A 22706-nucleotide genomic window follows, 5' to 3' on the forward strand; every position below is an offset into this window, starting at 1 on the left:
GGCGGGGGGGGGGGGGGGGGTCGGGGGGCCGGGGCCCCGCCCCCCCCCCCCCGCCCCCGATCACGCCTTCTTGATGATCCAGCGCTGGTCGGTCCGCCGAGACTCGCACGAAGCGAGCCTCAACTCCTTGTAGACGCCGTTGTGCGTGATGCACTGGTCGCTGGTGCCGAGTTCGAACTGCCACGAGTGGTAGCCGTCGTACGAGTGGCCGACCCAGCGCTGGCTCTCGGACCCGTCGCACTCGCGGCCCGCGACCGCTCCGTCGACCTCCGTCGCGCACCACCCGTACTTCTTGTCCCTGATGGAGCCGTCATCGGAGATGTACCACCGCTGGTTGTCCTCGCCGTGGGAGGGGTGGGCGACGACCGGGAAATCCGGGTCCCACGCCCAGTTGGACTGGTCCCACACGTCGCCCGGCCGGGTCACGCTCTCGATCACCCACTCGTCCTGGGGCGCATCGACTTCGACGGCGTTGGAGGTCGGTGCGATGAGCAGCGCCGAAGCAGCCACGGCAACGGCAGCGAGAGCTCGTCCGAACTTCATTCGGGTTCCTTCCGGTTCGACATCCGAAGTGCACCGTCGAGTAGACGCAACGACCGGGCTTCGCGCTCGCCGGAGACAACGAAAGTGGGAGCGAATGACACGCATGGTGGATCTTGCCGCCACGCCTGTCACCGCCCCCAAGAGGTGCGCCGCTTCCTCAAGGGACGGTCAGCGGTCGTCACCGCCGCGCGCCCCCGCGTCACCGCGAAACAGGAACGCGGCGACTTCTCGGCCCACCGAACGGGGATCGTCGCCCAGGTCTCGGGACAGGGCTCCGGTGTTCCACAGGGTTGCGAAGCCGTGCACGATCGACCACGCCGCCACCGCTGCCAGCCTCGGGTCGGGCTCGTCGGTCACGCCTCCTTGGAGCAGGGCGGCGGCGCGCCGTTGAGCGGCTCGGAGGTCCGGGTCGTCCGAGTGGTACAGGTCGGGGCGGAACATCACCTCGAAGTGGGCTCGGTGGTCCACCGCGAAGGCCACGTAGGCCGCTCCCACGTCCACGTACGTCCCTCCCCCGTCCCCGGCCGCCGCCAAGGTCTCCGCGAGGGTGTCGAAGCCCTCGGTGGCCAGCGCGGTCAGCAGGCCCGCCTTGTCGCGGAAGTGGTGCACGGGGCCGGCGTGCGAGACGCCCACCCTCCTGGCCAGGTCGCGCAGGCTCACGGCGGACGGGCCGTGTTCGGTGATCACGTCCACTGCGGCGGTGAGCACGGCGCGGCGCAGGTCGCCGTGGTGGTACGGGCGCTCGGGTGTCACCCCACCAGCCTAGCCGCGATCTAGGCGTTGACAAGTTCGGGTCCGCAGGCGCATCTTGTCACTGTCTAGTTGCCGCACTCCGGGAGAGCCCGCCGTGGAACCGTTGATCATTCTCGTCTCCGTCGCGCTGACCCTGGTCGTCGCGCGCGCCCTCGGGCTGACGCGGGTTCCGCCGTGGCCGTTCGCGGTGCGGATCGGGTTGGCCGGGATGTTCACGGCGACCGGGATCGCGCACTTCGTCGGACTGCGCGGCGAGCTGGTCGCCATGGTGCCGCCGAGCCTCCCGGCACCCGAACTGCTGGTCACCGTCACCGGGGTGCTGGAGTTGGCGGGCGCTATCGGGCTCCTGGTGGACCGCACCGCCCGCCCTGCCGCGCTCGGCCTGGCGGTGCTGCTCCTGGCGATGTTCCCGGCGAACGTCCACGCGGCGGCCAACGGCCTGTCCCGCGCCTTCGGCGACCAACTGCTCCCCCGCACGATCATGCAGGTGGTGTTCCTCGCCGCGACCGTCGCGGTGCTCGTCAAGCACCGCTCACGACGACCCGCGCTTGACCGTGCACAAGTGTGAGTGTTTAATCACTCTTGTCCCGAGGTCCGAAAACAGAGCGAGGCCGGGCCAGGGTGTGAATGGTCAACCACACATGGAGGTACGTCATGCGGGCACGGGAAGTCGTCCTGCCGGGGATCGTGGAACCCGAGGGGCTGCGCCTGCGGCACCGCGAGCTGCCCTCCCCCGCCGTCGGGCAGGTCGTGGTCCGGGTGGAAGCGGGCGGGGTGTCGTTCGCCGAGCAGCAGATGCGCCGGGCCAAGTACTACGACCAGCCGCCGTTCCCGTTCGTGCCCGGCTACGACCTCGTCGGCACGGTCGCCGAGGTCGGGCCCGGCGTCCCGGCCGACCTGGTCGGCCGGCGGTTCGCCGCGCTGACCAAGACCGGCGGGTGGGCCGACCACGTCCTGCTGCCGGCCGCCGACCTCGTGCCCGTCCCGGCGGGCGTCGACCCGGCGGAGGCGGAGTCGTTCGTGGTCAACGGGATCACCGCCTGGCAGATGCTGCACCGCGTCGCGCGGGTGCGGGCCGGGCAGACCGTGCTCGTGCACGGGGCCAACGGCGGCGTCGGCTCCACGCTCGTGCAGCTCGCCCGGCTCGCCGGGGCGACCGTGATCGGCACCGCCTCGCCGCGCCACCACGACGCCGTGCGCGCGCTCGGCGCGACCCCCGTCGACTACCGCGACCCCGCGCTCCCCCGAACGGTCCGCAGCCTGGCACCGTCCGGTGTGGACGCCGTCTTCGACCACGTCGGCGGGCCCGGGATCGTCGACTCCTACCGGCTGCTCGCCCCGCGCGGCACGCTCGTCTCGTACGGCACCGCGTCCACTAAGGACGAACAGGGCTCCTCGCGGCTGCCGGTGCTGCGCCTGTTCGCCCGGCTGATGTGGTGGAACGCGCTGCCCAACGGCCGTCGCGCCACGTTCTACAACATCTGGGCCGGCAAGCGCCGCCGCGCCGCGTTCCAGGCCCGCCTCGCCGAGGACCTGGGCTCGGTGTTCGCCCTGCTGGCCCGGGGCGAGCTGACCGCCCAGGTCGCCGCCCGGATCCCGCTCGAAGAGGTCGCGCGGGCGGTCCGGCTGGCCGAGTCCGGCACGGTCGCCGGCAAGGTCGTCCTCGTGCCCTGACGCCCGCCGGCCGGAGTCGTGGGACGACAGGCGGGTCAGGATTGGCGGACGAGGGCGGTGATGCGGTCCGCGAAGTCCGGGAACTCGCGGCGCGCGTCGGCGACGACGTCCACGGCGGGCCGCTCCCGGCCCGGGGCGAAGCGCTCGGCGACGGCCCGCAACTGCGCGTGCGGCTTCCCGGGCTCCTCCGGGTACTCGGTCGCCTCGTACGGTCCGACGCCGCCGGCCAGCACCCAGAGGAACCCGGCCAGGTCTCCCGCCACGACCCCCAGCTCGCCCTCCGAACCGAGGAACACCACGGGCTGGTCGACCACCTCCGCGCCCGGCCGCACCAGCCAGACCGCCGCGTACCCGCCCGTGCCGTCCTGGCCGAACACCAGGTAGTCGTCGCCGGACGCCACCGGGTTGTCGGTCCACGCCCGGATCCAGTCGGCGGTGTCCTCGGCGGACAGGAACTCCCGGCGCGGCTCGAAGTCCATCCCGGTGTCGTGCTCGAACTCCACCTCGGCCACGGCGGCCAGCGCGGGCGGGAACGTGCGGTCGTGGGTCTGCGTCACGCGCGAAGGGTAGCCGGCCCCCGTGCTCAGGTCCCGAAAGCCCGGACCACGGCCGCCATGTCCTCGGTGCCGCCGTGGTCGGCGGCCACCCGGTACTGCTCGTGCAGCGCGCGCATCACGCGGTCCTCGGTGCCCGCCTCGCGCATCGCGTCGAGGATCAGCTCGGCGTCCTTCACCGCGCCGTCGATGCCGAACGACGGCGCGAAGTCGCCCGCGATCATCGCCCGCCCCTTCGCCTGGGCGTAGGCGCTGTCCGCCGGCCCGCCGGAGATCGCGTCCAGGAACGCCTCCGGCTCGACGCCGAGGCCCCGGCTCAGCGCGACCGCCTGCGCGGTGGCGGCGGTGATCGACAGCACCCACGAGTTGGCCGCCAGCTTGAGCCGCTGGCCGTCCCCCGGCTTCTCGCCCGCCCACACCGTGCGCGCGCCGATCGCGTCGAACACCGGGGCCACCCGCTCGCGCAGCGCGCTCGGACCGGACGCCAGCACGGTCAGTTTGCCCTCCTCGGCGGGTTTGCGGGTGCCGAGCACGGGGGCGTCGACGTACCCGGCCCCGCCCGCCAGCCCGGCCAAGCGCTGCGCGCCGGTCAGGCCGACCGTGCCGCTCTGCACCCACACCACGTCGTCGCCGAGGTCCAGCCCGCCCACGACCTCGGCCGTGGAGTCCGCGTCGAACAGGACGGTCAGCACGACGTCCGCGCCCTCGACCGCGACCGCCGGGTCGTCGGCCACCACCGCGCCGTCCTCGGCCAGCGGCCGGGCCTTGTCCGCGCTCCGGTTCCACACCGCCACGGAGAACCCCGCCCGCAGCAGGCTCCGCGCCATCCCCGCACCCATCATCCCGGTGCCCAGCACCGCGACCGACTTCGCCACCTGGAATCCTTTCCCTCTGGTGACCGCAAATCTGCCACCGCTGCGGCCGACCCGCATCTTTCGTCTTCACTGGGTCGGAGCAATTCCGCTTGCGCCCGAGCGGATCGCGCGCGTTGCTCCGCCCGCCGGCCCTACCGTGGGCCCGAACGCACGCGCGTGGGGAGTTCGGTATGGACGGCACGGCACGGCCGGGCGGCTCGGCACTCGTCGCCGCCGGGTGGACGTCCTCGGTGGTGGGCCTGGCCCTGCCGCTGGGGGTGGGCTGGCTGGTCGGCTCCGGCGCGCTGGACTGGTGGCACCTGGCGGCGCTGCCCGCCGGCGCGGCGCTGGTGCACGGCGGCGAGCGCACCCGGGCACGCGGCCGGGGGCATCCCTCGCGCGGCGGCGAGCGGACCCGGGCACGCGGCCGAGAACACCCTTCACGCGCGCCGGGACGGCCGCGCGAGGTGGTCGCGTGCGGCGCGGTCCGGACGGCGACGGCGCACCCCGCGCTCGAACCGGTGCGCGCGACGCCCGACGACGGGGACGCGGCGGCCGATCCCGCCCTGGCCCGGCGGAGACGGCTCGGCGAGGTCATCCAGGCGCTGGGCGCGGTCCTGGTCGCCTTCGCGCTGTGGCGACTGGGCCTGGCCCTGTGGCGGCTGGTCCGCCACGACTGGGCGATCGGCTGCCACCAGCTCTACGTGATCGTCCCGGCGGTGTTCGCCGGCACGTGCGGCGCGGTCGCGGCGCGGCTGGGCGGCCGGATCAGGCGGCGGGCCGCTCCGCCGCCGCGCGGGTCCGGGTGAGCAGGAAGCCCGCCAGTGCCGCGATCGGGAACATGATGACGCCGTAGACCGCCGCCGGGACGGCCAGCCGCTCGCTGCCCATCACCGTGACGGCGACGGCGATGGCGAGCGTGCTGTTGTGGATGCCGACCTCGAACGCCGCCGCCACGGCCTGCCGCCGCCCGACCCGGAACAGCCGGGGCAGCAGGTACCCGGCGGCCAGGCTGCACGCGCAGAACAGCGCGGCGACCACGCCCGTGTCGGCCAGGTAGCCGCCCAGGTTCTCCCGCTCGGCGAGCAGCGCGCCCGCGATCACGGCCACCAGCACGACCGCCGACACGATCCGCACCGGCTTGTCGGCGCGGTCGGCGAACGCGGCCGACCACCGCCGCACGGCCATGCCCAGCACCACCGGCACCAGCACGACGGCGAACACCTGGGCGACCTTGCCGAACTCCAGGCCCACGGCCCCGTCCCCGACCGCCGGGCGGAAGTGGTCCAGCGCCAGGTTCACCACCACCGGCAGGGTCACCACGGCGAGCACCGAGTTGACCGCCGTCAGCGTCACGTTGAGCGCCACGTCGCCCCGGAACAGGTGGCTGAACAGGTTCGCCGTGGTGCCGCCGGGCGAGGCCGCGAGCAGCACCATGCCCACCGCGAGCACCGGGTCCAGCCCGAACGCGGTCACCAGGCCGACGCAGACCAGCGGCAGCAGCACGAGCTGGGTGGCCAGCGCGACCGCGACGGCGCGGGGCTCGCGCACCACCCGCGCGAAGTCGGCGACGGTCAGCGACAGGCCCAGCCCGAACATCACGACCGCCAGCGCGACCGGAAGCCCGACGCTCGTCAACGCGGTGCCCACGGGCCACCACCTCCCCGTCGAGCCGCGACGCTGCGGCGTGACGGGCGCATCCTCCCCCGGTGTCCGGTTCGCCCGGAAGGGTCGTTACCGAACAGCGGCCGGACCCGGTGGGTGGCGGACCGGCTGGTGGGTCAGCGGGCGACGGTGAAGCGGCGGTTCTCGAACTTCGGCTGCTCGATCTCGTCGACCAGGGCGACGGCGTAGTCCTCCGCGCTGATCCAGCTCACGCCCTCGGCGTCGCCGACCAGGTCGTCCTCACCGGTGCGGTACCGGCCGGTGCGCTCGCCGGGCTCGATGGTGGCGGCCGGGCTCAGGGCGGTCCAGGTCACGTCCTCGACGCCGCGCAGGTAGTCCAGCGCGTCGCCGTGCGCGTGCATGATCTGCAGCAGCCAGTCCGGCAGGCCCGGCTTGTCCCAGACCTGCCCGCCGCCGGGCGCGCGCAGGCTGCCTGCGCCGTTGACGACGATCAGGCGCGGCCTGCCGTCGACCGCGCGCAGCGCCTCCACCAGCGACTTCGCCGCCGGTGCGATGGTGGCCTGGTGGCCGGGGCCGTCGCCGCCGCCGACCGCGCTGACCACCACGTCGTGCCCGGCCAGCAGGGCGGGCAGGGACTGGGTGTCGAGGACGTCGCCCGCCACGGCCGTCAGGCCGGCGTCGGTGCGGTCGAGCTTCGCCGGGTCGCGGACGACGGCGGTGACGGTGTGGCCCCGGCGCAGCGCCTCGTCGAGGATCCGGGTGCCGATGGTGCCGGTGGCGCCGATGAGCGCGATGTGTGCCATGGCTGGACTGCATCTCCACTGTGGACGGTGGGCGCCGTGTCACGCCCGTAGTGCATATTCAAGCCACGCTCCGGCGGACCGGCGAGGTGGGAGAAGGACACGTCATGGTGAAAAAGCGACACATCCCGGAGGTGACCTACCGGAACCCGACCGGCACCGAGCTGGGTGTGGAGGTGCTCACGCTGGGCGGGCTGCGCTCGCGCGCGGGCGACGGGCACGACCTGACCCGCCCCCAACGGCCCGACTTCCACCTGCTCATGCTGATCACCGCCGGCACCGGCACCCACACCGTGGACTTCACGCCCTACCGGCTGCGGCCGGGCAGCGTGGTGTGGGTGCGCCCCGGCCAGGTGCAGCAGTTCCAGGACCGGTCACGGGTGGAGGGCCCGCTGCTGCTGTTCCGGCCCGACTTCCCGCCGCCCGGCTCGGCGAGCCCGTTCGGGCCGGCGCACTGGCAGCTCACCACCCAGGACCGGCTGCTCGCCGCGACCGCCGCGCAGCACCTGGCGACCGAGTACGCCGCGCTGGCGCACGCGCCCGTCGCCGCCGCCGGGCGGCTGCTGGCCCACCTGCTGGCGGCGCTGCTGCACCGGCTCTCGCTCGCCTCGGACACCCGGGGGCCGGTGTACAACGACGCGTTCCTGCGGTTCCGGGAGGCCGTGGAGCGGGACTTCGCCACCCGGCACCGGGTGGCCGACTACGCGCACGCCCTGGGCTACTCGCCGCGCACGCTGACCCGTGCCGCGCAGGACGCCGTGGGGATGGGCGCGAAGGAGTTCCTGGACCGCCGGGTCGTGCTGGAGGCCCGCCGGCTGCTCGCCCACACCGACCTGCCCGCCGCCGCGATCGGCACCCGGCTCGGCTTCCCGGACCCGGCGAACTTCTTCAAGTACTTCCGCCACCGCGCCGGCTGCTCGCCCGGCGAGTTCCGCGCGGCCTTCACCGCGTGACGCCGGCGGGTCGCGCGGGGTGGAACCCGGGCCGGCCGCCGGGGCGCGGCGGCCGGACCGGAGTCAGATGTCGCCGAGCAGCTCCTCGGCGGCCTTGATGGCGGCGTCCTGGTGCGGTTGGAGCTCCTGCTGCCCCAGGTTGTCGAACGAGAACGGTTCCTTGAGCGGCTCGGTCACGCCCGCCAGCACCTCGATCACGGCGTTGGCGCAGAACGGCACGTACGCGGGGGCGTACCCGCCCTCGTGCACGGCCACCACCCGGCCTTCGCACAGGTCGGCCGCCGCGTCGAGCACCACCCGGGTGATCTCCCGGTACCCGCGCGGGGTGACCATCATCCGGCCCAGCGGGTCGAGCGCGTTGGCGTCGAACCCGGCCGCGATGATCACCAGGTCGGGCCGGAACCGGCGCAGGGCCGGCAGCACGACCCGGCGGGCCGCCTCCAGGTAGCCGCCGTTGCCGGTGCCGGGCGGCAGCGGCAGGTTGAGCGTGTAGCCGAAGCCCGCGCCCTCGCCGCGTTCGGTCAGGTGCCCGGAGTCCGGCGGGAACATCCGGTCCTGGTGCAGCGACAGCGCGAGGACCGTCGGGTCCTCCCAGAAAACGGTCTGGGTGCCGTTGCCGTGGTGCACGTCGACGTCCACGACGGCCACCCGCTCGACGCCGCGCGAGCGCCGCGCCGCCCGGATGGCGATGGCGATGTTGGCCAACATGCAGAAGCCCATGCCCGAGTCGGGCACGGCGTGGTGGCCGGGTGGTCGGACCAGGGCGTAGGCGTTGTCCACCTCGCCGTCGAGGACGGCCTCGACGGCGCGGATCGCGCCGCCGGTCGCCAGCCGGGCGATGTCCAGCCCGCCCCGGCCGAACGGGGTGCCGCCGTCACCCCCGTCGCCGCCGGTGTCGTTGGCCGAGGTGAGCCGGGCCAGGTGGCCGGGCGTGTGCACGAGGAGGATCTCGTCGTCGGTGGCGGGGCGCGGGGCGAGGCGGGTGAGCCGGTCGATGAGACCGGTCGCCACGACCAGCTCGTGCACCCGCCGCTTGGCTTCGGGGTTTTCCAGGTGTCGGAACGGCTGGATCCCGCGACGCGGGTCCGCGGGCACGAGGCTCGCGTGGGTTCCGGTGTCGTGCCAGCCGTAGAGCTCGTGGTACACGTAACCCGTCGACATTCCGTCGATGGTCCTCGCGCCGGAGGCGGGCCGTCTTGTCCTCCAGCGCCCGGGGGTTGACTGCCCGCGAACGTGCGCCGGCGACCAAGTCCGGTACGCCGCACGCCAAGAATTTCCCGCGCGCGGGACGAATACTCGGGGCATGACCCACAGCCCCCACCCGCTCGACCCGTTCACCGCCGACGAGATCTCCCAGGTCAGGGAAGCGCTCGTGCGCGCGGGGAAGGTCGGTGGGACCACCCGGTTCCCCAGCGTCCTGCCGGTGGAGCCGGCCAAGGAGGCGGTGCGGTCGCACCGCGCGGGGGACGCGGTCACCCGGCGGGCGCGGGTCGTGCTGCTGGACACCGCGACCGGGGTCGCGGCCGAGGCGGTGGTGAACGCGACCGAGGGCGCGGTCGAGTCCTACCGCGAGCTGGAGCCGGCCAAGGACGGCCAGCCCGCGATCCTGTTCGAGGAGTACGACCGCAGCGCCGAGCTGGTCAAGGCCGACCCGCGCTGGCAGGCGGCGATGCGCCGGCGCGGCGTCGAGGACTTCTCGCTGACCTTCATCGGCCCGCTGTCCCCCGGTTTCTTCGACGAACCGCTGCTGCGCGAGCGCCGGGTGCTGCGGGCGCTGACGTTCCTGCGCGACCACGTGGACGACAGCCCGTGGGCGCACCCGGTCGAGGGCCTGCTGTGCGAGGTGGACCTGATCGCCAACGAGGTGCTGGCGGTGACCGACGAGGGTGACGTGCCGACGCCGGTCGAGCACGGCAACTACACCGGCGAGCCGGCCCGCACCACGCTCAAGCCGATCTCCATCACCCAGCCCGAGGGCGTGAGCTTCACCGTCGAGGGCAGCGAGGTCACCTGGGAGGGCTGGCGGCTGCGGGTCGGCTTCAACGCCCGCGAGGGCCTGACCCTGCACCGGATCTCGTTCGGCGGCGACCCGGTGCTGCACCGGGCGTCGATGGCCGAGATGGTGGTGCCCTACGGCGACCCCGCGCCGTGGCGGAACTGGATCAGCTACTTCGACGCGGGCGAGTACCTGCTGGGCAAGAACGCGAACTCGCTGCGGCTGGGCTGCGACTGCCTGGGCGTCATCCACTACTTCGACGCGGTCCTCGCCGACGACCACGGGCACCCGGTGGCGATCCCCCAGGCGATCTGTATGCACGAAGAGGACTACGGGGTGCAGTGGAAGCACACCAACATCCTGACCGGGGCGTCGGACGTGCGGCGCTCGCGGCGGCTGGTGGTGTCGTCGTTCAGCACCATCGGCAACTACGACTACGGCTTCTTCTGGTACTTCTACCTCGACGGCACGATCGAGCTGGAGGCCAAGGCGACCGGCGTGGTGTTCTGCGGCGCGGGCGGCGACAACCCGCACGGCGCGGAGATCGCCCCCGGCCTGATGGCCCCGGTGCACCAGCACCTGTTCTGCGCGCGGCTGGACACCGAGGTGGCGGGCCAGGCGAACACCGTGGAGGAGGTCGACTTCGTCGGCGTGCCGTCGGGGCCGGACAACCCGCGCGGCAACGCGTTCACCACCACGACGACCGTGCTCGACCGGGAGTCGGCGGCGGCCCGCCTCGCGGACCCGCTGCGCGGCCGGACGTGGGTGGTCAGCAGCTCCGACGCGGTCAACCGGCTGGGCAAGCCGCGCGCCTACCAGCTCGTGCCCAAGCCCGGCCCGACGCTGCTCGCCCAGCCGGACTCGTCGATCGCGGCCCGCGCCGGGTTCGCGTCGAAGCACCTGTGGGTGACCCGCTTCCACGAGGACGAGCGCTACCCGGCGGGCGAGTACCCCGACCAGCACCCGGGCGGCGCGGGGCTGCCCCGGTGGGCCGCGCAGGACCGGCCGCTGGTGGACGAGGACGTGGTGCTCTGGCACGTGTTCGGCCCGACGCACCTGCCGCGCCCGGAGGACTGGCCGGTCATGCCGGTGGATTACAGCGGATTCATGTTCAAGCCGCTGGGATTCCTGGACCGGAATCCCACGCTCGACCTGCCGGATTTCGCGGCGTGCTCGCACTGCCCGCCGGGTGAATGCCACTGCGCCCACTGAAATCCCCCACGGACCGGTCGGCGAACCGGCCCCGGAGCCCCCGATGCGCCGCGCAGGCACCGGGGGCTCCGGGTTTTCCGGGCCGCCCGGCCGGCGGGCGGGGTCGGCGTTCGCGGGTACCGGGGCGGCGGAACGCCCGCCCGGACTGCTCCCGCAGGTCCAGACCATTGCGGCCGACCGGGTCCGGCGGCGGTTGCGCCGGACGCCGGTCCGGGCCAAGTCGCCGCGCCTGTGAACGGCCGGCGACGGTGCATATGCACGGGCATGTCCGGAGAGTGACTCCGGCGTTACCAAATCGTGCACAGCGGACACGCTCCGCCATTGTCCGAACGCTTTCCGGTGAATACCTGTCGACCCGGCCCCTGACCGGCGAAAAGCACCCGGTGCCGCCGGCCGGGCGCCGGGGGCCGTGATCTTCCCGGGACCTCCCCCGCCTTTCCCCGGCGGGCGCTTCAGTATTTCTACGGACCGGTGATCGAGTCCTCCGGGACCACTCTGACCCGACCACCCCGGAAGTGTCGACAGGACGGTGGGTTCGGTGAGTGTGCTGTCCCTGGAGGACGTGACGGTCCAGAGGTCCGGGCTGACCATCGTGCGGGGCGTGTCGCTGCGGGTGGACCCGGGCTCGGTGACCGCGCTGCTGGGCGCGAACGGCGCGGGCAAGACGACCCTGCTGGAGGGCGTCTCCGGGGCCATCCCGATCGCCTCCGGCCGCATCCGGCTGGCCGGTGAGCGGGTCGAGCGGCTGCGGGCGTGGCGGCGCGCGCGGGCCGGGCTCGCGCACGTCGAGCAGAACCGCGCGGTGTTCCGCGAGATGTCCGTGCTGGACAACCTCCGCGCCGCCGGCCGGTCCGGCGACACCCCGGACCGGGTGCTCGACCTGTTCCCCGAGCTGCGCAAGCAGCTGCACGCCCCGGCCGGGCTGCTCTCCGGCGGCGAGCAGCAGATGCTGGTGGTCGGCCGGGCGCTGCTGGGCAGGCCCAAGGTGCTGGTCATCGACGAGATGTCGCTCGGCCTCGCGCCGATCGTGGTGCAGCGGCTGGCCACCGCCGTGCGCAGGCTCGCCGACCGGGGCGTCGGCGTGCTGCTGGTCGAGCAGTTCGCGGCCCTCGCCCTCGACATCGCCGACCGGGCCTACGTGATGGCCCGGGGCTCGATCGTGCACTCCGGCGACGGCCGCCGGCTGCGCGCCGACGAGGGCTACCTGCGGGCGCTCTACCTGGGCGACGCGCACAACCGGAGCGGAGTCTGACCGTGCACCTCCTGCGCCGCCGACCGCACCCCGTGGTGCCGGGCCTGCTGCTCGCCGCCGCCGTCGCGGTGGCCGGGGCCACCCTCGCCAACAGCAACGTCACCTTCCTGCTGACCGGCGCGGCCGTGTCCGCGGTCTTCATGCAGAGCTACGGCCTGATCACCGGCCGGGCGGGCGTGATCTCGCTGTGCCAGCTCAGCTTCGCGGCCATCGGCGCGTGGGTGGTCGGCTGGGCCAACGTCGCCGACCTGCCCGGCGGGTTCTACGCCTGGCTGCTGCTGGGCGGCCTGGCCGCCACGGCGGCGGGCGTGCTGATCGGGCTGCCCGCGCTGCGCCTGCGCGGGGTGAACCTGGCGGTCGCCACGTTCGCCTTCGCCATGGCCCTCGACGTCGTGTTCACCGGCATCCCCTACCCCGGCCAGGGCAACTACGACTTCGTGCAGCGGCCCGCCGGCTTCACCACCGACAGCGGCTACTTCGTGTTCACCGTCGTCGTCGTGACGGCGATCTTCGTCGGCCTGCGGTACCTGGACCGCACCCGCACCGGCGGCGCGCTGGTCGAGATCCGCCACTCCGAGCGGGCCGCCGCCGCGCACGGCATCAGCGTCGCCCGGGGCAAGCTCACCGCGTTCGCGCTCAGCGCGTTCGTGGCCGGCGTCGGCGGCGGGCTGATGGCGGGCCAGCTCGGCATCGTGACGGCGGGCAACTTCGCCGCCCTCGCGTCCGTGTCGTTCTTCGCCATCGCCCTGTTCATCGGCACCAACAACGTCGAGGGCGCGATCGCGGGCGGCCTGATGGGCGCGCTGTTCCCCGTGCTGCTCGACGCGCTGGGCATCCCGCAGGACCTCGCCGTGCTGTTCTTCGCGGTCGGCGCGGTGCAGGTGCTGCGGCTGGGCGGCAGCCAGACCGACCTGCTGCGCGCGAAGCGGCGGCGCAAGCTCGCCGCGCGCCGGGGGTCGCTGCCCATCCCGCACGCCAACCCCAAGCCGATCGTGCCGCTGCGGCTGCGCGCCCCGCGCGACACGGCCGACGCCACGCCCGCGCTGGAGGTGCGCGACCTGCGGGTCCGGTTCGGCGCGCTGACCGCCGTCGACGGCGTCAGCCTGACCGTGCCCCGGGGCCACGTGGTGGGCCTGGTCGGCCCGAACGGCGCGGGCAAGTCGACCCTGATCAACGCCGTCACCGGGTTCACCGCCGACTACAGCGGCCAGGTGCTGCTCAACGGTCGGGCCGTGGACGGCCTCGCCGCGCACCGCCGCGCCCGCCTCGGGCTGCGCCGCAGCTTCCAGCAGCTCCGGGTGCCCGAACAGCTCACCGTGGGCATGTTCGTCCAGGTCGCGGCCGGCCGGTCGCTGCCACCCGAGGAGCTGGACGAGCAGTTGGCGCTGTTCGAGTGCCCCGCCGCCGACGTGCCCATCGACACCGTGGACGTCGCCACCCGCCGGCTGCTGGAGGTCGCCGGGCTGGCCGCCGGCCGGCCGCCGGTGCTGCTGCTCGACGAGCCCGCCGCCGGGCACTCCGGTACCGAGACCGAGCTGCTCCAGCGCCGGCTCGCCGAGATCCCCGAGCGCTTCGACACCGCCGTGCTGCTGGTCGAGCACGACATCGAACTCGTCCGGTCCACCTGCGACACCGTCGTGGTCGTGGACTTCGGGCGGGTCATCGCCTCCGGTCCGCCGGACGAGGTCCTGGCCGACCCGGCGGTCATCGCCGCCTACCTGGGTTCCGCAGCCCGCTGACACACGCACAACCGAGGAGAATCACCTTGACCAGCAAGCACCTCAAGGCGGGAGCGGTGTTCGCCGTGGCCGCCCTGACGGCGTCTGCCCTGACCGGATGTGGCGTCGGGGGCGGTGGCGACACCATCAAGATCGGTGCCGTCGCCGGCCTCACCGGCCAGTTCATCACCGCCGAGGTGCCCAAGACCGCCCAGCGCGTCTTCGACGACGCCAACGAGGCCGGCGGCATCAACGGCAAGAAGATCGAGTACATCGTCAAGGACGATGCGGGCAACGCCCAGCGCACCGCCCAGGTCGCCCGCGAACTCGCCGACGCGGGCGTCGTCGCCATGGCGGGTTCGGCCAGCTTCACCGACTGCGACGTCAACGACGGCTTCTACCGGCAGGCGAAGCTCAGCTCCGTGATGGCCGTCGCGGCCACCCCGAAGTGCTTCCAGAGCCCCAACATCGCCCCGGTCAACGTCGGCCCGTTCACGCTGATGACCGCCGTGCTGCTGCACGCCACGCAGAAGCTCAACGACAAGCGGGTCTGCAACTTCACCGTGGTGCTGCCCGGCTCCGAGGACGCGGTGAAGGAAGCCCTGTCGCGCTGGGAGAGCCTCAGCGGCCAGAAGCTCGTGATCGACGACCAGACCGTGCAGCAGAGCGGCGACCTCACGCCGTACCTGCTCAAGGCCAAGCAGGAGCGCTGCGACGCGATCCTGTTCAACCCGGCCGAGCAGCTCGTCGTGCCGTGGTTGCAGGCCGCGAAGACCCAGGGCATGGACGACGTCGACTTCCTGCTGCTGGCACCCGCCTACACCGACAGCGTCGCCAAGGCCGTCGGCGGCCTCGGCCTCAACGTCTACGCGGGCAGCGAGTTCGAGCCGTTCACCTCCGACAGCCTGGCCAACAAGGGCTGGCGCAGCGCGGTGACCCGGGGCGACGCCCAGCCGACCGCGTTCTCCCAGGGCGGCTACCTGGCCGCGAAGTTCACGGTCGAGGTGCTCAAGTCCATCAAGGGCGAGATCACCCGCGAGTCGGTCGGCGCCGCGCTGCGCGACATGACGCCCATCGAGGACCCGATGCTGGGCACCCCGTGGGAGTTCGGCCCCGGCGAGGCGCACGCGCCCAACCAGGCGTCCAAGATCGTCCGCCTGACCGGCCTGCGGTGGGTCGTGGTGGACGACACCTTCATCACCGTGCCCAACGCCTGACCCGGAGGCTGCCGTGCTGCACGTGTCCGCGGCGATCGCGGGACTGGTCACCGGAGGGGCCTACGCCCTGATGGGCCTGTCCACGCTGCTCACCTACCGCCTCGTCGCCGTGGTCAACTTCGCGCAGGCCGCCGTGGGCGCCTTCGGGGCGTTCACCATGGTGGTCCTGCACGAGGAGGGCCTGCCCCTGGTCCTCGCCATCGCGTGCGGCCTGGTCACGGCCGCCGCGCTGCACATGGGGCTCGGCGCGGTCATGGTGCGCTGGTTCTCCGAGGCGGGCGAGGGGGTGAAGGCGGCGGTCACCATCGCCACCTTCACCGGGCTCGTCGCGGTGGGCCTGCGGCTGTTCGGCGCGCAGCACCCGCACCGGTTCCCCAGCCCGTTCGACAGCCCGGCGTTCACGGCGGGCGGCGTGGTGGTGACGTGGACGGCGGTGGTCACGATGGCCCTCGCGGTGCTGTTCGCCGTGCTGCCCACCGTGCTGCTCAAGCGGACCCGCGTCGGCCTGCTGCTGCGCGCGCTGTCCGAGCGGCCGACCACGGCCGAGCTGATCGGCATCCGGGTGCCCCGGCTGTCGATGGTGGTCTGGGGCACCGCCGGCGCGGCCAGCGCCCTGGCGATCATGATCGTCGCGCCCCAGCTCGCCAGCGACTTCGGCTCGCAGGCCCTGCTGATCACGCCCGCGCTGGCCGCCGCCCTGGTGGGCGGTTTCCGCAGCTTCGCCTGGACGTTCGCGGGCGGTGTGGCGCTGGGCGTGCTCCAGGGCCTCGCCAGCACCGTCGTCGCCCTCCAGCAGTACCGCGGAGTCCTGCCGTTCCTGGTGATCCTCGTCGTCCTGCTGTGGACGCGCCGCCGGGACCGCTGGGACTCCATGGCCTGACCGGACCGAAGGGGGTTCGCATGACCCGAGCCGACGACCAGCGCCCGCCGACGCCCCCCGGGGCCGGCGGGCCCTCCGGCGCGCGGGACGGGTGGTTCGACGCCGGGGTCCCCCGCCCGCCGACCGCGTCCCCCGCCGGGTCCCGGTCCCGCGCCGTCGCCGGAGCGGTGTGCACCGCCGGCCCGCCGACCGCCGGACCACCGGGGCAGGTGAGCGCCGGGCCGCTCCTGGCCGAGTCGCCGGCATCGACGGCCGACGAGCTGTCGGTGGCCGGGCTCCTTGATGTCGTGGGGCCGGCGCACGGGCCGTGGCAGGAAGCGCCGCCGGCGGCGGGATCGTCGGCGGCCGGCGGGGCGTCGGGTACCGGGTCGGGGGCGGGTGACGGGTGGTTCGTGGCCGGGCTGCCCGCCGCGCGTGCCGCGTTCCCCGCGCCGGGCCCGCACCCGTTCCTCGCCCGCGCGCTCGCCGAGCGGGCCGGGCGCGGTCCCGCCCGCACCGACCCGACCAGCCCGGAGGCGTAGATGCGTCCCACCGCGACCCGCGCGGCGGTGCTGCGCGACTTCAACGCGCCGCTCGAACTCACCTCGGTGCCGCTGCCCAAGGAGCTGCCGCCCGGCTCGGCGCTCGTCCGGATCACCTGCACCACGCTGTGCGGCACCGACGCCCACCTGTGGGCGGGCGCGATGCCGTCGGTGTCGCTGCCGATCATCCTCGGCCACGAGATGACCGGCGAGGTCGTCGCGCTCGGCGCGAACTCCGGCCGCGACGCCTACGGCAAGCCGGTCGAGATCGGCAGCCGGGTCGTCTGGTCCGAGTCGGTGTGCGGGCACTGCGAGGGCTGCACGGTGCTGCGCGAGCCGGTGCTGTGCGACAACCGGGGCTACGGCTTCGGCCAGCGCTCCGACCGCTGGCCCTACGCGATCGGCGGGCTCTCCGAGTACGTCTACCTCGCGCCGGGCGCGCACCGGATCGTCGTGCCGCAGGACCTGCCGGACACGTGGGCCGCCGCCGCCGGGTGCGCGGTCAAGACCGTGGTCCGGGCGTTCGCCAACGCGGGCGGCGTGCGGCCCGGCTCGACCGTGGCCGTACAGGGCGCGGGTCCGCTGGGCCTGGTCGCCACGGCGTTCGCCCGCGCGGCGGGCGCGGGCCAGGTGATCACCCTGGGCGGGCCGCCGAACCGGCTGGCCCTGGCCGCCGGGTTCGGCGCGGACGCCACCATCGACGTCACCGACGTGACCGACCCCGACGAGCGGGTCGCCCAGGTCGAGGAGCTGACCGGGGCGCTGGGCGCGGACCTGGTGCTGGACTTCGCCGGTGCGCCGACCGCCAACCGCGAGGGCGTGCTGATGTGCGGCAAGCGCGGCACGCACGTGGTGGTCGGCATCGCCGGGCCCCGGGCCGCGCCGGTGCCCATGGACGTGGTGCTGGGCCGCGAGATCACCGTCGTGGGCTCGCTCAACGGCGACGTGGGCGACCTGGCCCGCGCGCTGCGCTTCCTGTCGGCGTTCGCCGACCGCTTCGAGTGGGACGCCATGTTCTCCCCCGCCGTCGGGCTGGCGGGTGCGGGGCAGGCGATCCGAGACACGGAGTCGATGGCCTCGGTGAAGGCCGTCGTCGACCCCGGACTGGACTAGGAGAAGACCGCGATGACCGATACCACCGCACCGGTGACCGTCGCGGCCGGGTGCACGGCCGCCGAGGACCTGCTCGTCACGAGCGAGCTCGGCGTGTACAGCGCACTGGCCCTGGGACCCGCGACCAGCCTGCAACTGGCCGAACGCGCCGAACTGCCCGAGCGCACCGCGCGCTCGCTCGGCGACGCGATGGTGGGCCTGGGCCTGCTGGAGCGCCGCGACGGCGGGTACGCCAACACCCCGGCCGCCGAGGCGCACCTCGCCGCGCGGTGCGGGATCGGCCCGCCGGCCGGCTCGGGCCACCCGCGCCGGTGGCCCTGCGCCTCCTCGACCCGGCTCGCCCCCTTACGGGCCACCGCGACCGGCACGCCGAGGAGCGGCACCCGCGCGCACGACCCGCTCGCCGTGACAGCCGTGCCGACCGTGACAGCCGTGCCGACCGTGACTGCCGTGCCGACCGGCGGCGGCCGGACCCGGACCGCCCGGCCCCGCACCGCCCTGCACGCGGTCGTGCTGGCCGAGCACTACGACTTCTCGCGGCACCGGCACGTGCTGCACCTGGGTGCCCGGTCCGCCGCGTTCCTCGCCGAGGCCGTGAAGCGCAACCCCGGGCTCACCGGGGTGCTGGTGGGCACCGGGGAGCCGGCGGCCCGCACCGTCGTCGACGCCGACCTGGCCGGGCGGATCACGCTGCACGCGGCCGACGCGCAGATCGACACGCGGATCGACGCGGGACTCGACGTGGTGCCCGGCCGGTACGACGCCGTGCTGGCGCACCTGCCCCACCGCTTCCACGCCACGCGCACCGGGGCCCTCCTCCGGGTGGCGCGCGGCGCGGTCGACCCCGGCGCGGTGCTGCTGCTGCCGGACCCGTCGCCGCACGCCCCGGACCGGTGGTCGACGGTCGCCGAGGTGCGGGCCACCGGCTGGCGGGTGCGGGAGACACGGCCGCTGCCGGGCTGCCCGGCCCTCGTGATCGCCGAGGCCGTGTGATGGTCGCGCTGGTGACGGGTGGGGCGGGCGGTATCGGCGGTGCGATCGCGGCGGCGCTGGCCGGGCGCGGGCACCGGGTGGCGATCGCGGACGTGGACCCGGTGGGCCTGGCCCGGACCTCGGAGGAGTTCGGCGGGTTCCCCGTGCCGATGGACGTGCGCGACGAGTACTCGGTGCGCGCGGGCGTCGCCGCCACCGTCGCCGAACTGGGCCCGATCGACGTGCTGGTGCACGCGGCGGGCGTGGTCGGCGGCGCGGCGCCGCTGATGTCGCTGCCCGTGGAGGCGATGGACGCGGTGCTCGCGGTGAACGTGCGCGGCACGTTCCTGGTCACCCGGGTGGTCGGCGAGGCGATGATCACCGCCAGGCGCGGCGGGTCCATCGTGCACATCAGCTCGGCGGGCTCGTTGCAGCCGACCGTGGGCCTGGGGCACTACGAGGCCACGAAGGCCGCGATGAACGCGCTGACCCGCTCGGCCGCGCTGGAACTCGCGCCGCACGGCATCCGGGTCAACGCGGTCGCGCCCGGCCCGGTGGAGACCCCGCTGACCGCCTCGGCCATGGCCGACCCGGCGGCCCGCGCGCCGTGGGTGGAGCGCATCCCGCTGGGCCGGCTCGCGAACACCGACGACCTGGTGCCGACCGTGCTGCTGCTGGCGTCGCTGGAGGCGCGGCACATCACCGGCACCGTGCTGCCGATCGACGGCGGCCAGCTGCTGAGGGGCTGAGATGGCACCCGTGGACCACACCCGAGCCCCCGTCGTCGGCTACACCGACCGGTTGGGCTACCGGCCGGGCGACCGCGTCACCGTGCACGCCAGCGCGTCCACGCCGGACGCGCGGGTGCGGGTGCTCCGGGTGGACCACGACGGCACCGCGCCCGTCCGGGCGCCCGTGGACCTCGACCTCCCGTCCCGGGTGGCGGTGCCGCACCAGGACCTCGACCACGGCTCGTACGGGCTGGTGCCGCGCCCGCCCACGCTGGGCGCGGCGGTGTCGTTCGCGGTGTGGGTGTGGCCGACCGCGTTCCCGGACGGGCGGGCGGGCCTGATGAGCCAGGGCGACGAGGCGGACGAGCCGTTCGCCGAGCTGGCGCTGCGCGCGGACGGCACGCCGGAGTTCGCCGTGCGCACGGCCGGCGGCGTCGTCCGGGTCGGCGGCCCGGTGCTGCGCCTGCGGCGCTGGTACCTGGTCGTCGGCGGCTACGGCGAGGCCGGCGCGCGGATCGAGGTGCGGCCCCGCGACCGGCTCGCCGACGAGGCCGGCGTCGTGGTCACCGCCGCCCCGACCGGACCGCTGGTGCCGGGCACGGCACCGCTGCTGTTCGCCGCGCGCCGGGTCGGCGACCGGGTCGGCGGGCACTTCGACGGCAAGCTCGACGGGCCCACCGTGTTCGCCGAGCTGCGCACCGAACTCGACTGGCTGGTCGCCGACACGCGCTCGGCGTGGCACCTGGGCGCGCGGGCGCACTGGGAGCTGTCGCACGACATCGGCGGCGACACGCTGCTGGAGCTGGTCGACGGGCGGCACGGGGCGCTGCGCAACCAGCCGCTGCGCGGGGTCACCGGGCACGACTGGACCGGGGAGGTGCTGGACTGGCGGTTCGCCGACCGGGGCTACTCGGCGGTGCACTTCCACTCCGACGACCTGGCCGACTGCGGCTGGGACCCGGTCCTGGAACTCACCCTGCCCGACGACCTGCCCGGCGGCTGCTACGCGGTCGAGCTGGCGACGGCCGAGGGCGTGGACCGGCTGCCGCTGTTCGTGCGGCCGACGCGCCCCGCGGCCCGGCTGGCGTTCCTGGTGCCGACGCTGAGCTACCTGGCGTACGCGCTGGAGCACGTGCACCTGCCGTTCCTGCCGGAGGACCCGGCGGAGGTGGCGGCGCCGTTCGCCCGCGACAACCACCTGCACAGCCTGTACGACCGGCACCGGGACGGCAGCGGCGCGGCCACCGCGTCGCTGCGCCGGCCGCTGCTGGGCGTGCGCGACGACCACGTGTTCCGGCACGCGGGAGGACCGCACCAGTACAGCGAGGACCTGCACCTGGTCGGCTGGCTGCGCCGGCAGGGCTTCGCGTTCGACGTGCTGACCGACCACGACCTGCACGCCGAGGGGGCCGCCGCGCTGGAGCCCTACCGGGCGGTGGTCACCGGCAGCCACCCCGAGTACTGGACCGGGGCGATGCTCGACGCCGCGCAGCGCCACCTCGACGGCGGCGGCAACCTCGCCTACCTGGGCGGCAACGGCGCGTACTGGGTCACCTCGATCCACCCGCGCAAACCGCACCTGGCGGAGCTGCGGCGCGGCTACGCGGGCGTGCGGATGTGGGAGTCCGAGCCGGGCGAGCTGCACCTGTCCTCGACCGGCGAGCCGGGCGGCCTGTGGCAGGAGCGCGGACGCGCGCCGCACCGGCTGTTCGGCATCGGCACCACCGCCGCCGGCCTGGTGGGCGGCGGCGCGTACGAGCTGGCGGGTCCGCACCCGCTGCTGGACGGGCTGGCGTCGCCGCTGGGCGGCTTCGGCGCGGTGCAGGGCCACGCGGCCTCGTTCGAGACCGACGGCATCGACCCGCTGCTGGGCAGCCCGCCGAACATCGTGCTGCTGGGCCGCGCCGGGCTCGGCGAGGGCTACGAGCAGGCGGACACCGGCCCGACCACCCCGCACCCGCTCGGCGACCCGCTGGACCGCCGGCGCTCCGACCTCACCCTGCTCGACACCCCGGGCGGCGGCGCGGTGTTCGCCACCGGGTCGATCGGGTGGTGCGGCGCGCTGTCCCACGACGAGGACGACAACGACGTCTCCCGGCTGACCGCCGCCGTCCTGCGGCGGTTCGGCGCGGGACCGGACACGGAGGACGACCCCGATGCCGCTGCACCCTGAAGCACGAGCGGTGATCGACGCGACCGACGCCCAGGGCGGCCTGCTGCCGCTCGACGGGTCGTCGCCCGCCGAGATGCGCGCCGCGTTCGCCAAGGCGTGGCAGCCCCCGCCGCACGTGGAGCAGGTCGACGAGGTCGTGGACCGGACCATCCCCGGCCCCGCCGGCGACATCCCGGTGCGGATCTACCGGCCGCACGGCGACGGCCCGTTCCCGGCGCTGGTGTGGTTCCACGGCGGCGGCTGGGTGATCGGGTCGCTGGACGAGAACGACTCCACCTGCCGGGTGCTGTGCAACGCGGTGGGCATGGTCGTGGTGTCGGTGGACTACCGGCTGGCCCCCGAGCACCGCTACCCGGCCGCCGCCGAGGACGCCTACGCCGCGCTGCTCTGGGTTTCCGACCACGGCGCGGAGATCGGCGCGGACGGCCGGATCGCGGTCGGCGGGGAGAGCGCGGGCGGCAACCTGGCCGCCGTGGTCTCGCTGATGGCCCGCGACCACGACGGCCCGCCCCTGTCGCTGCAACTGCTGGCCGCCCCGGTCACCGCGCCGCCCAGCGACCGGCCGTCCTACGTGGACTACGGCGAGGGCCACTTCCTGGACCGCGAGAGCATGGAGTGGTTCTTCAGCCAGTACCCGCGCGACCCGTCCGACCTCGACGACCCGTACCTGGCCCCGCTCGCCGCCTCGCACCTGGGCGGGCTGCCCCCGGCCCTGGTGATGACCGCCGAGTTCGACCCGCTGCGCGACGAGGGCGAGGAGTACGCGCACCGGCTGCTGGACGCGGGCGTCCCGGTCACCCTGATCCGCTACGAGGGCCAGATCCACGGCTTCTTCGGGCTGCTGGTGGACCAGCTCAGCATCTCGGCGACCGCGCACGCGCGCGCTGCCGCCGCCCTGCGCGCCGCGTTCGCCCAGGAGGCACTCCACTGACCCACCGGCCGAGTCACCGCAGTCTTCCGCGCCTGCCACCGCCGTGCCTGCCGGGCCGGCCGACCCGCGGATCTGCGGCCGGGGACGGCACACGGGACCGGGCGGCAGCCGGTCGGTGGCTCCGGGCGCGGCGCGGTCGGCGGTCGGGCTCGCGTGGTGCCGGGTCGACGTCGCGGGCCGGGTGGTCGGGGTGGCTCGACGGGGCGTCGAGCGGACCGGTCGTGGTGGTGGGC

The 22706-nt window shown here is 74.5% G+C and carries 22 protein-coding genes; 15 read left to right on the top strand and 7 right to left on the bottom strand.

Going from position 1 to position 22706, the window contains the following annotated elements:
* Positions 1-60: 60 nt before the first annotated feature.
* Positions 61-543: a ricin-type beta-trefoil lectin domain protein gene (locus AB0I60_RS12780; protein ID WP_360728685.1), complete on the bottom strand. Its 483-nt coding sequence runs from the start codon at positions 541-543 to the stop codon at positions 61-63.
* Between the two features lie 168 nt (positions 544-711).
* Positions 712-1296, bottom strand: a complete 585-nt coding sequence (locus AB0I60_RS12785; RefSeq protein WP_360728688.1) for a TetR/AcrR family transcriptional regulator — start codon at positions 1294-1296, stop codon at positions 712-714.
* A 94-nt stretch (positions 1297-1390) separates the two neighbouring features.
* On the opposite strand from AB0I60_RS12785, the gene AB0I60_RS12790 reads away from it, so the two are divergent.
* On the top strand, positions 1391-1864 hold the full coding sequence (locus tag AB0I60_RS12790) for a DoxX family membrane protein (protein ID WP_360728691.1): 474 nt from the start codon (positions 1391-1393) through the stop codon (positions 1862-1864).
* A gap of 86 nt (positions 1865-1950) precedes the next feature.
* Positions 1951-2970: a medium chain dehydrogenase/reductase family protein gene (locus AB0I60_RS12795; RefSeq protein WP_360728693.1), complete on the top strand. Its 1020-nt coding sequence runs from the start codon at positions 1951-1953 to the stop codon at positions 2968-2970.
* A 35-nt stretch (positions 2971-3005) separates the two neighbouring features.
* Here the strand turns inward: AB0I60_RS12795 and AB0I60_RS12800 are convergent, their stop codons facing one another.
* Positions 3006-3527 (bottom strand): SMI1/KNR4 family protein, encoded by a 522-nt coding sequence (locus AB0I60_RS12800; protein ID WP_360728695.1) that lies wholly within the window; start codon positions 3525-3527, stop codon positions 3006-3008.
* A 26-nt stretch (positions 3528-3553) separates the two neighbouring features.
* On the bottom strand, positions 3554-4399 hold the full coding sequence (locus AB0I60_RS12805) for an NAD(P)-dependent oxidoreductase (protein ID WP_360728697.1): 846 nt from the start codon (positions 4397-4399) through the stop codon (positions 3554-3556).
* Between the two features lie 170 nt (positions 4400-4569).
* Between AB0I60_RS12805 and AB0I60_RS12810 the strand changes: the two genes are divergently transcribed.
* Entirely contained in the window at positions 4570-5187 is a 618-nt protein-coding gene (locus tag AB0I60_RS12810; RefSeq protein ID WP_360728699.1) for a hypothetical protein, read from the top strand.
* Here AB0I60_RS12810 and AB0I60_RS12815 read toward each other — a convergent pair.
* The gene (locus tag AB0I60_RS12815) at positions 5147-6028 is read right to left on the bottom strand and encodes a bile acid:sodium symporter family protein (RefSeq protein ID WP_360728701.1); all 882 of its coding nucleotides are present in this window, start codon (positions 6026-6028) and stop codon (positions 5147-5149) included. The two genes, AB0I60_RS12810 and AB0I60_RS12815, sit on opposite strands and share 41 nt — an antisense overlap.
* 131 nt (positions 6029-6159) lie before the next feature.
* Positions 6160-6807 (bottom strand): NAD(P)H-binding protein, encoded by a 648-nt coding sequence (locus AB0I60_RS12820; protein ID WP_360728703.1) that lies wholly within the window; start codon positions 6805-6807, stop codon positions 6160-6162.
* A gap of 104 nt (positions 6808-6911) precedes the next feature.
* On the opposite strand from AB0I60_RS12820, the gene AB0I60_RS12825 reads away from it, so the two are divergent.
* The gene (locus AB0I60_RS12825) at positions 6912-7757 is read left to right on the top strand and encodes an AraC family transcriptional regulator (RefSeq protein ID WP_360728704.1); all 846 of its coding nucleotides are present in this window, start codon (positions 6912-6914) and stop codon (positions 7755-7757) included.
* Between the two features lie 63 nt (positions 7758-7820).
* Here the strand turns inward: AB0I60_RS12825 and AB0I60_RS12830 are convergent, their stop codons facing one another.
* Positions 7821-8918: a class II histone deacetylase gene (locus tag AB0I60_RS12830; RefSeq protein WP_360728706.1), complete on the bottom strand. Its 1098-nt coding sequence runs from the start codon at positions 8916-8918 to the stop codon at positions 7821-7823.
* 142 nt (positions 8919-9060) lie between these two features.
* On the opposite strand from AB0I60_RS12830, the gene AB0I60_RS12835 reads away from it, so the two are divergent.
* From AB0I60_RS12835 to AB0I60_RS12885, 11 genes are all read left to right on the top strand, one after another.
* Complete coding sequence (locus AB0I60_RS12835) at positions 9061-10965, top strand: primary-amine oxidase (RefSeq protein ID WP_360728708.1); 1905 nt, start codon at positions 9061-9063, stop codon at positions 10963-10965.
* A gap of 538 nt (positions 10966-11503) precedes the next feature.
* On the top strand, positions 11504-12217 hold the full coding sequence (locus AB0I60_RS12840; protein ID WP_360728710.1) for an ABC transporter ATP-binding protein: 714 nt from the start codon (positions 11504-11506) through the stop codon (positions 12215-12217).
* Between the two features lie 2 nt (positions 12218-12219).
* Positions 12220-13956 (top strand): ATP-binding cassette domain-containing protein, encoded by a 1737-nt coding sequence (locus AB0I60_RS12845; RefSeq protein WP_360728712.1) that lies wholly within the window; start codon positions 12220-12222, stop codon positions 13954-13956.
* A 26-nt stretch (positions 13957-13982) separates the two neighbouring features.
* A complete protein-coding gene (locus AB0I60_RS12850) occupies positions 13983-15152 on the top strand; it encodes an ABC transporter substrate-binding protein (protein ID WP_360728714.1) in 1170 nt (389 codons plus the stop codon).
* A gap of 13 nt (positions 15153-15165) precedes the next feature.
* Positions 15166-16032 carry a branched-chain amino acid ABC transporter permease gene (locus AB0I60_RS12855; RefSeq protein WP_360728716.1) on the top strand — a complete coding sequence of 289 codons (867 nt, stop codon included), beginning with the start codon at positions 15166-15168 and terminating at the stop codon, positions 16030-16032.
* Between the two features lie 20 nt (positions 16033-16052).
* Positions 16053-16553 carry a hypothetical protein gene (locus tag AB0I60_RS12860; RefSeq protein ID WP_360728718.1) on the top strand — a complete coding sequence of 167 codons (501 nt, stop codon included), beginning with the start codon at positions 16053-16055 and terminating at the stop codon, positions 16551-16553.
* Positions 16554-17666: a zinc-binding dehydrogenase gene (locus AB0I60_RS12865; RefSeq protein ID WP_360728720.1), complete on the top strand. Its 1113-nt coding sequence runs from the start codon at positions 16554-16556 to the stop codon at positions 17664-17666.
* 12 nt (positions 17667-17678) lie between these two features.
* Positions 17679-18659 carry a methyltransferase dimerization domain-containing protein gene (locus AB0I60_RS12870; protein ID WP_360728722.1) on the top strand — a complete coding sequence of 327 codons (981 nt, stop codon included), beginning with the start codon at positions 17679-17681 and terminating at the stop codon, positions 18657-18659.
* Between the two features lie 11 nt (positions 18660-18670).
* Complete coding sequence (locus tag AB0I60_RS12875; protein ID WP_360728725.1) at positions 18671-19387, top strand: SDR family oxidoreductase; 717 nt, start codon at positions 18671-18673, stop codon at positions 19385-19387.
* A 1-nt stretch (position 19388) separates the two neighbouring features.
* Positions 19389-21542 carry a N,N-dimethylformamidase beta subunit family domain-containing protein gene (locus tag AB0I60_RS12880; RefSeq protein WP_360728728.1) on the top strand — a complete coding sequence of 718 codons (2154 nt, stop codon included), beginning with the start codon at positions 19389-19391 and terminating at the stop codon, positions 21540-21542.
* Positions 21526-22473 carry an alpha/beta hydrolase gene (locus AB0I60_RS12885; RefSeq protein WP_360728731.1) on the top strand — a complete coding sequence of 316 codons (948 nt, stop codon included), beginning with the start codon at positions 21526-21528 and terminating at the stop codon, positions 22471-22473. The genes AB0I60_RS12880 and AB0I60_RS12885 overlap by 17 nt, the downstream gene beginning before the upstream one ends.
* The last annotated feature ends 233 nt before the right edge of the window (positions 22474-22706 follow it).

Origin of the sequence: Actinosynnema sp. NPDC050436 (genome assembly GCF_040655415.1) — a bacterium.
GTDB lineage: Bacteria > Actinomycetota > Actinomycetes > Mycobacteriales > Pseudonocardiaceae > Actinosynnema.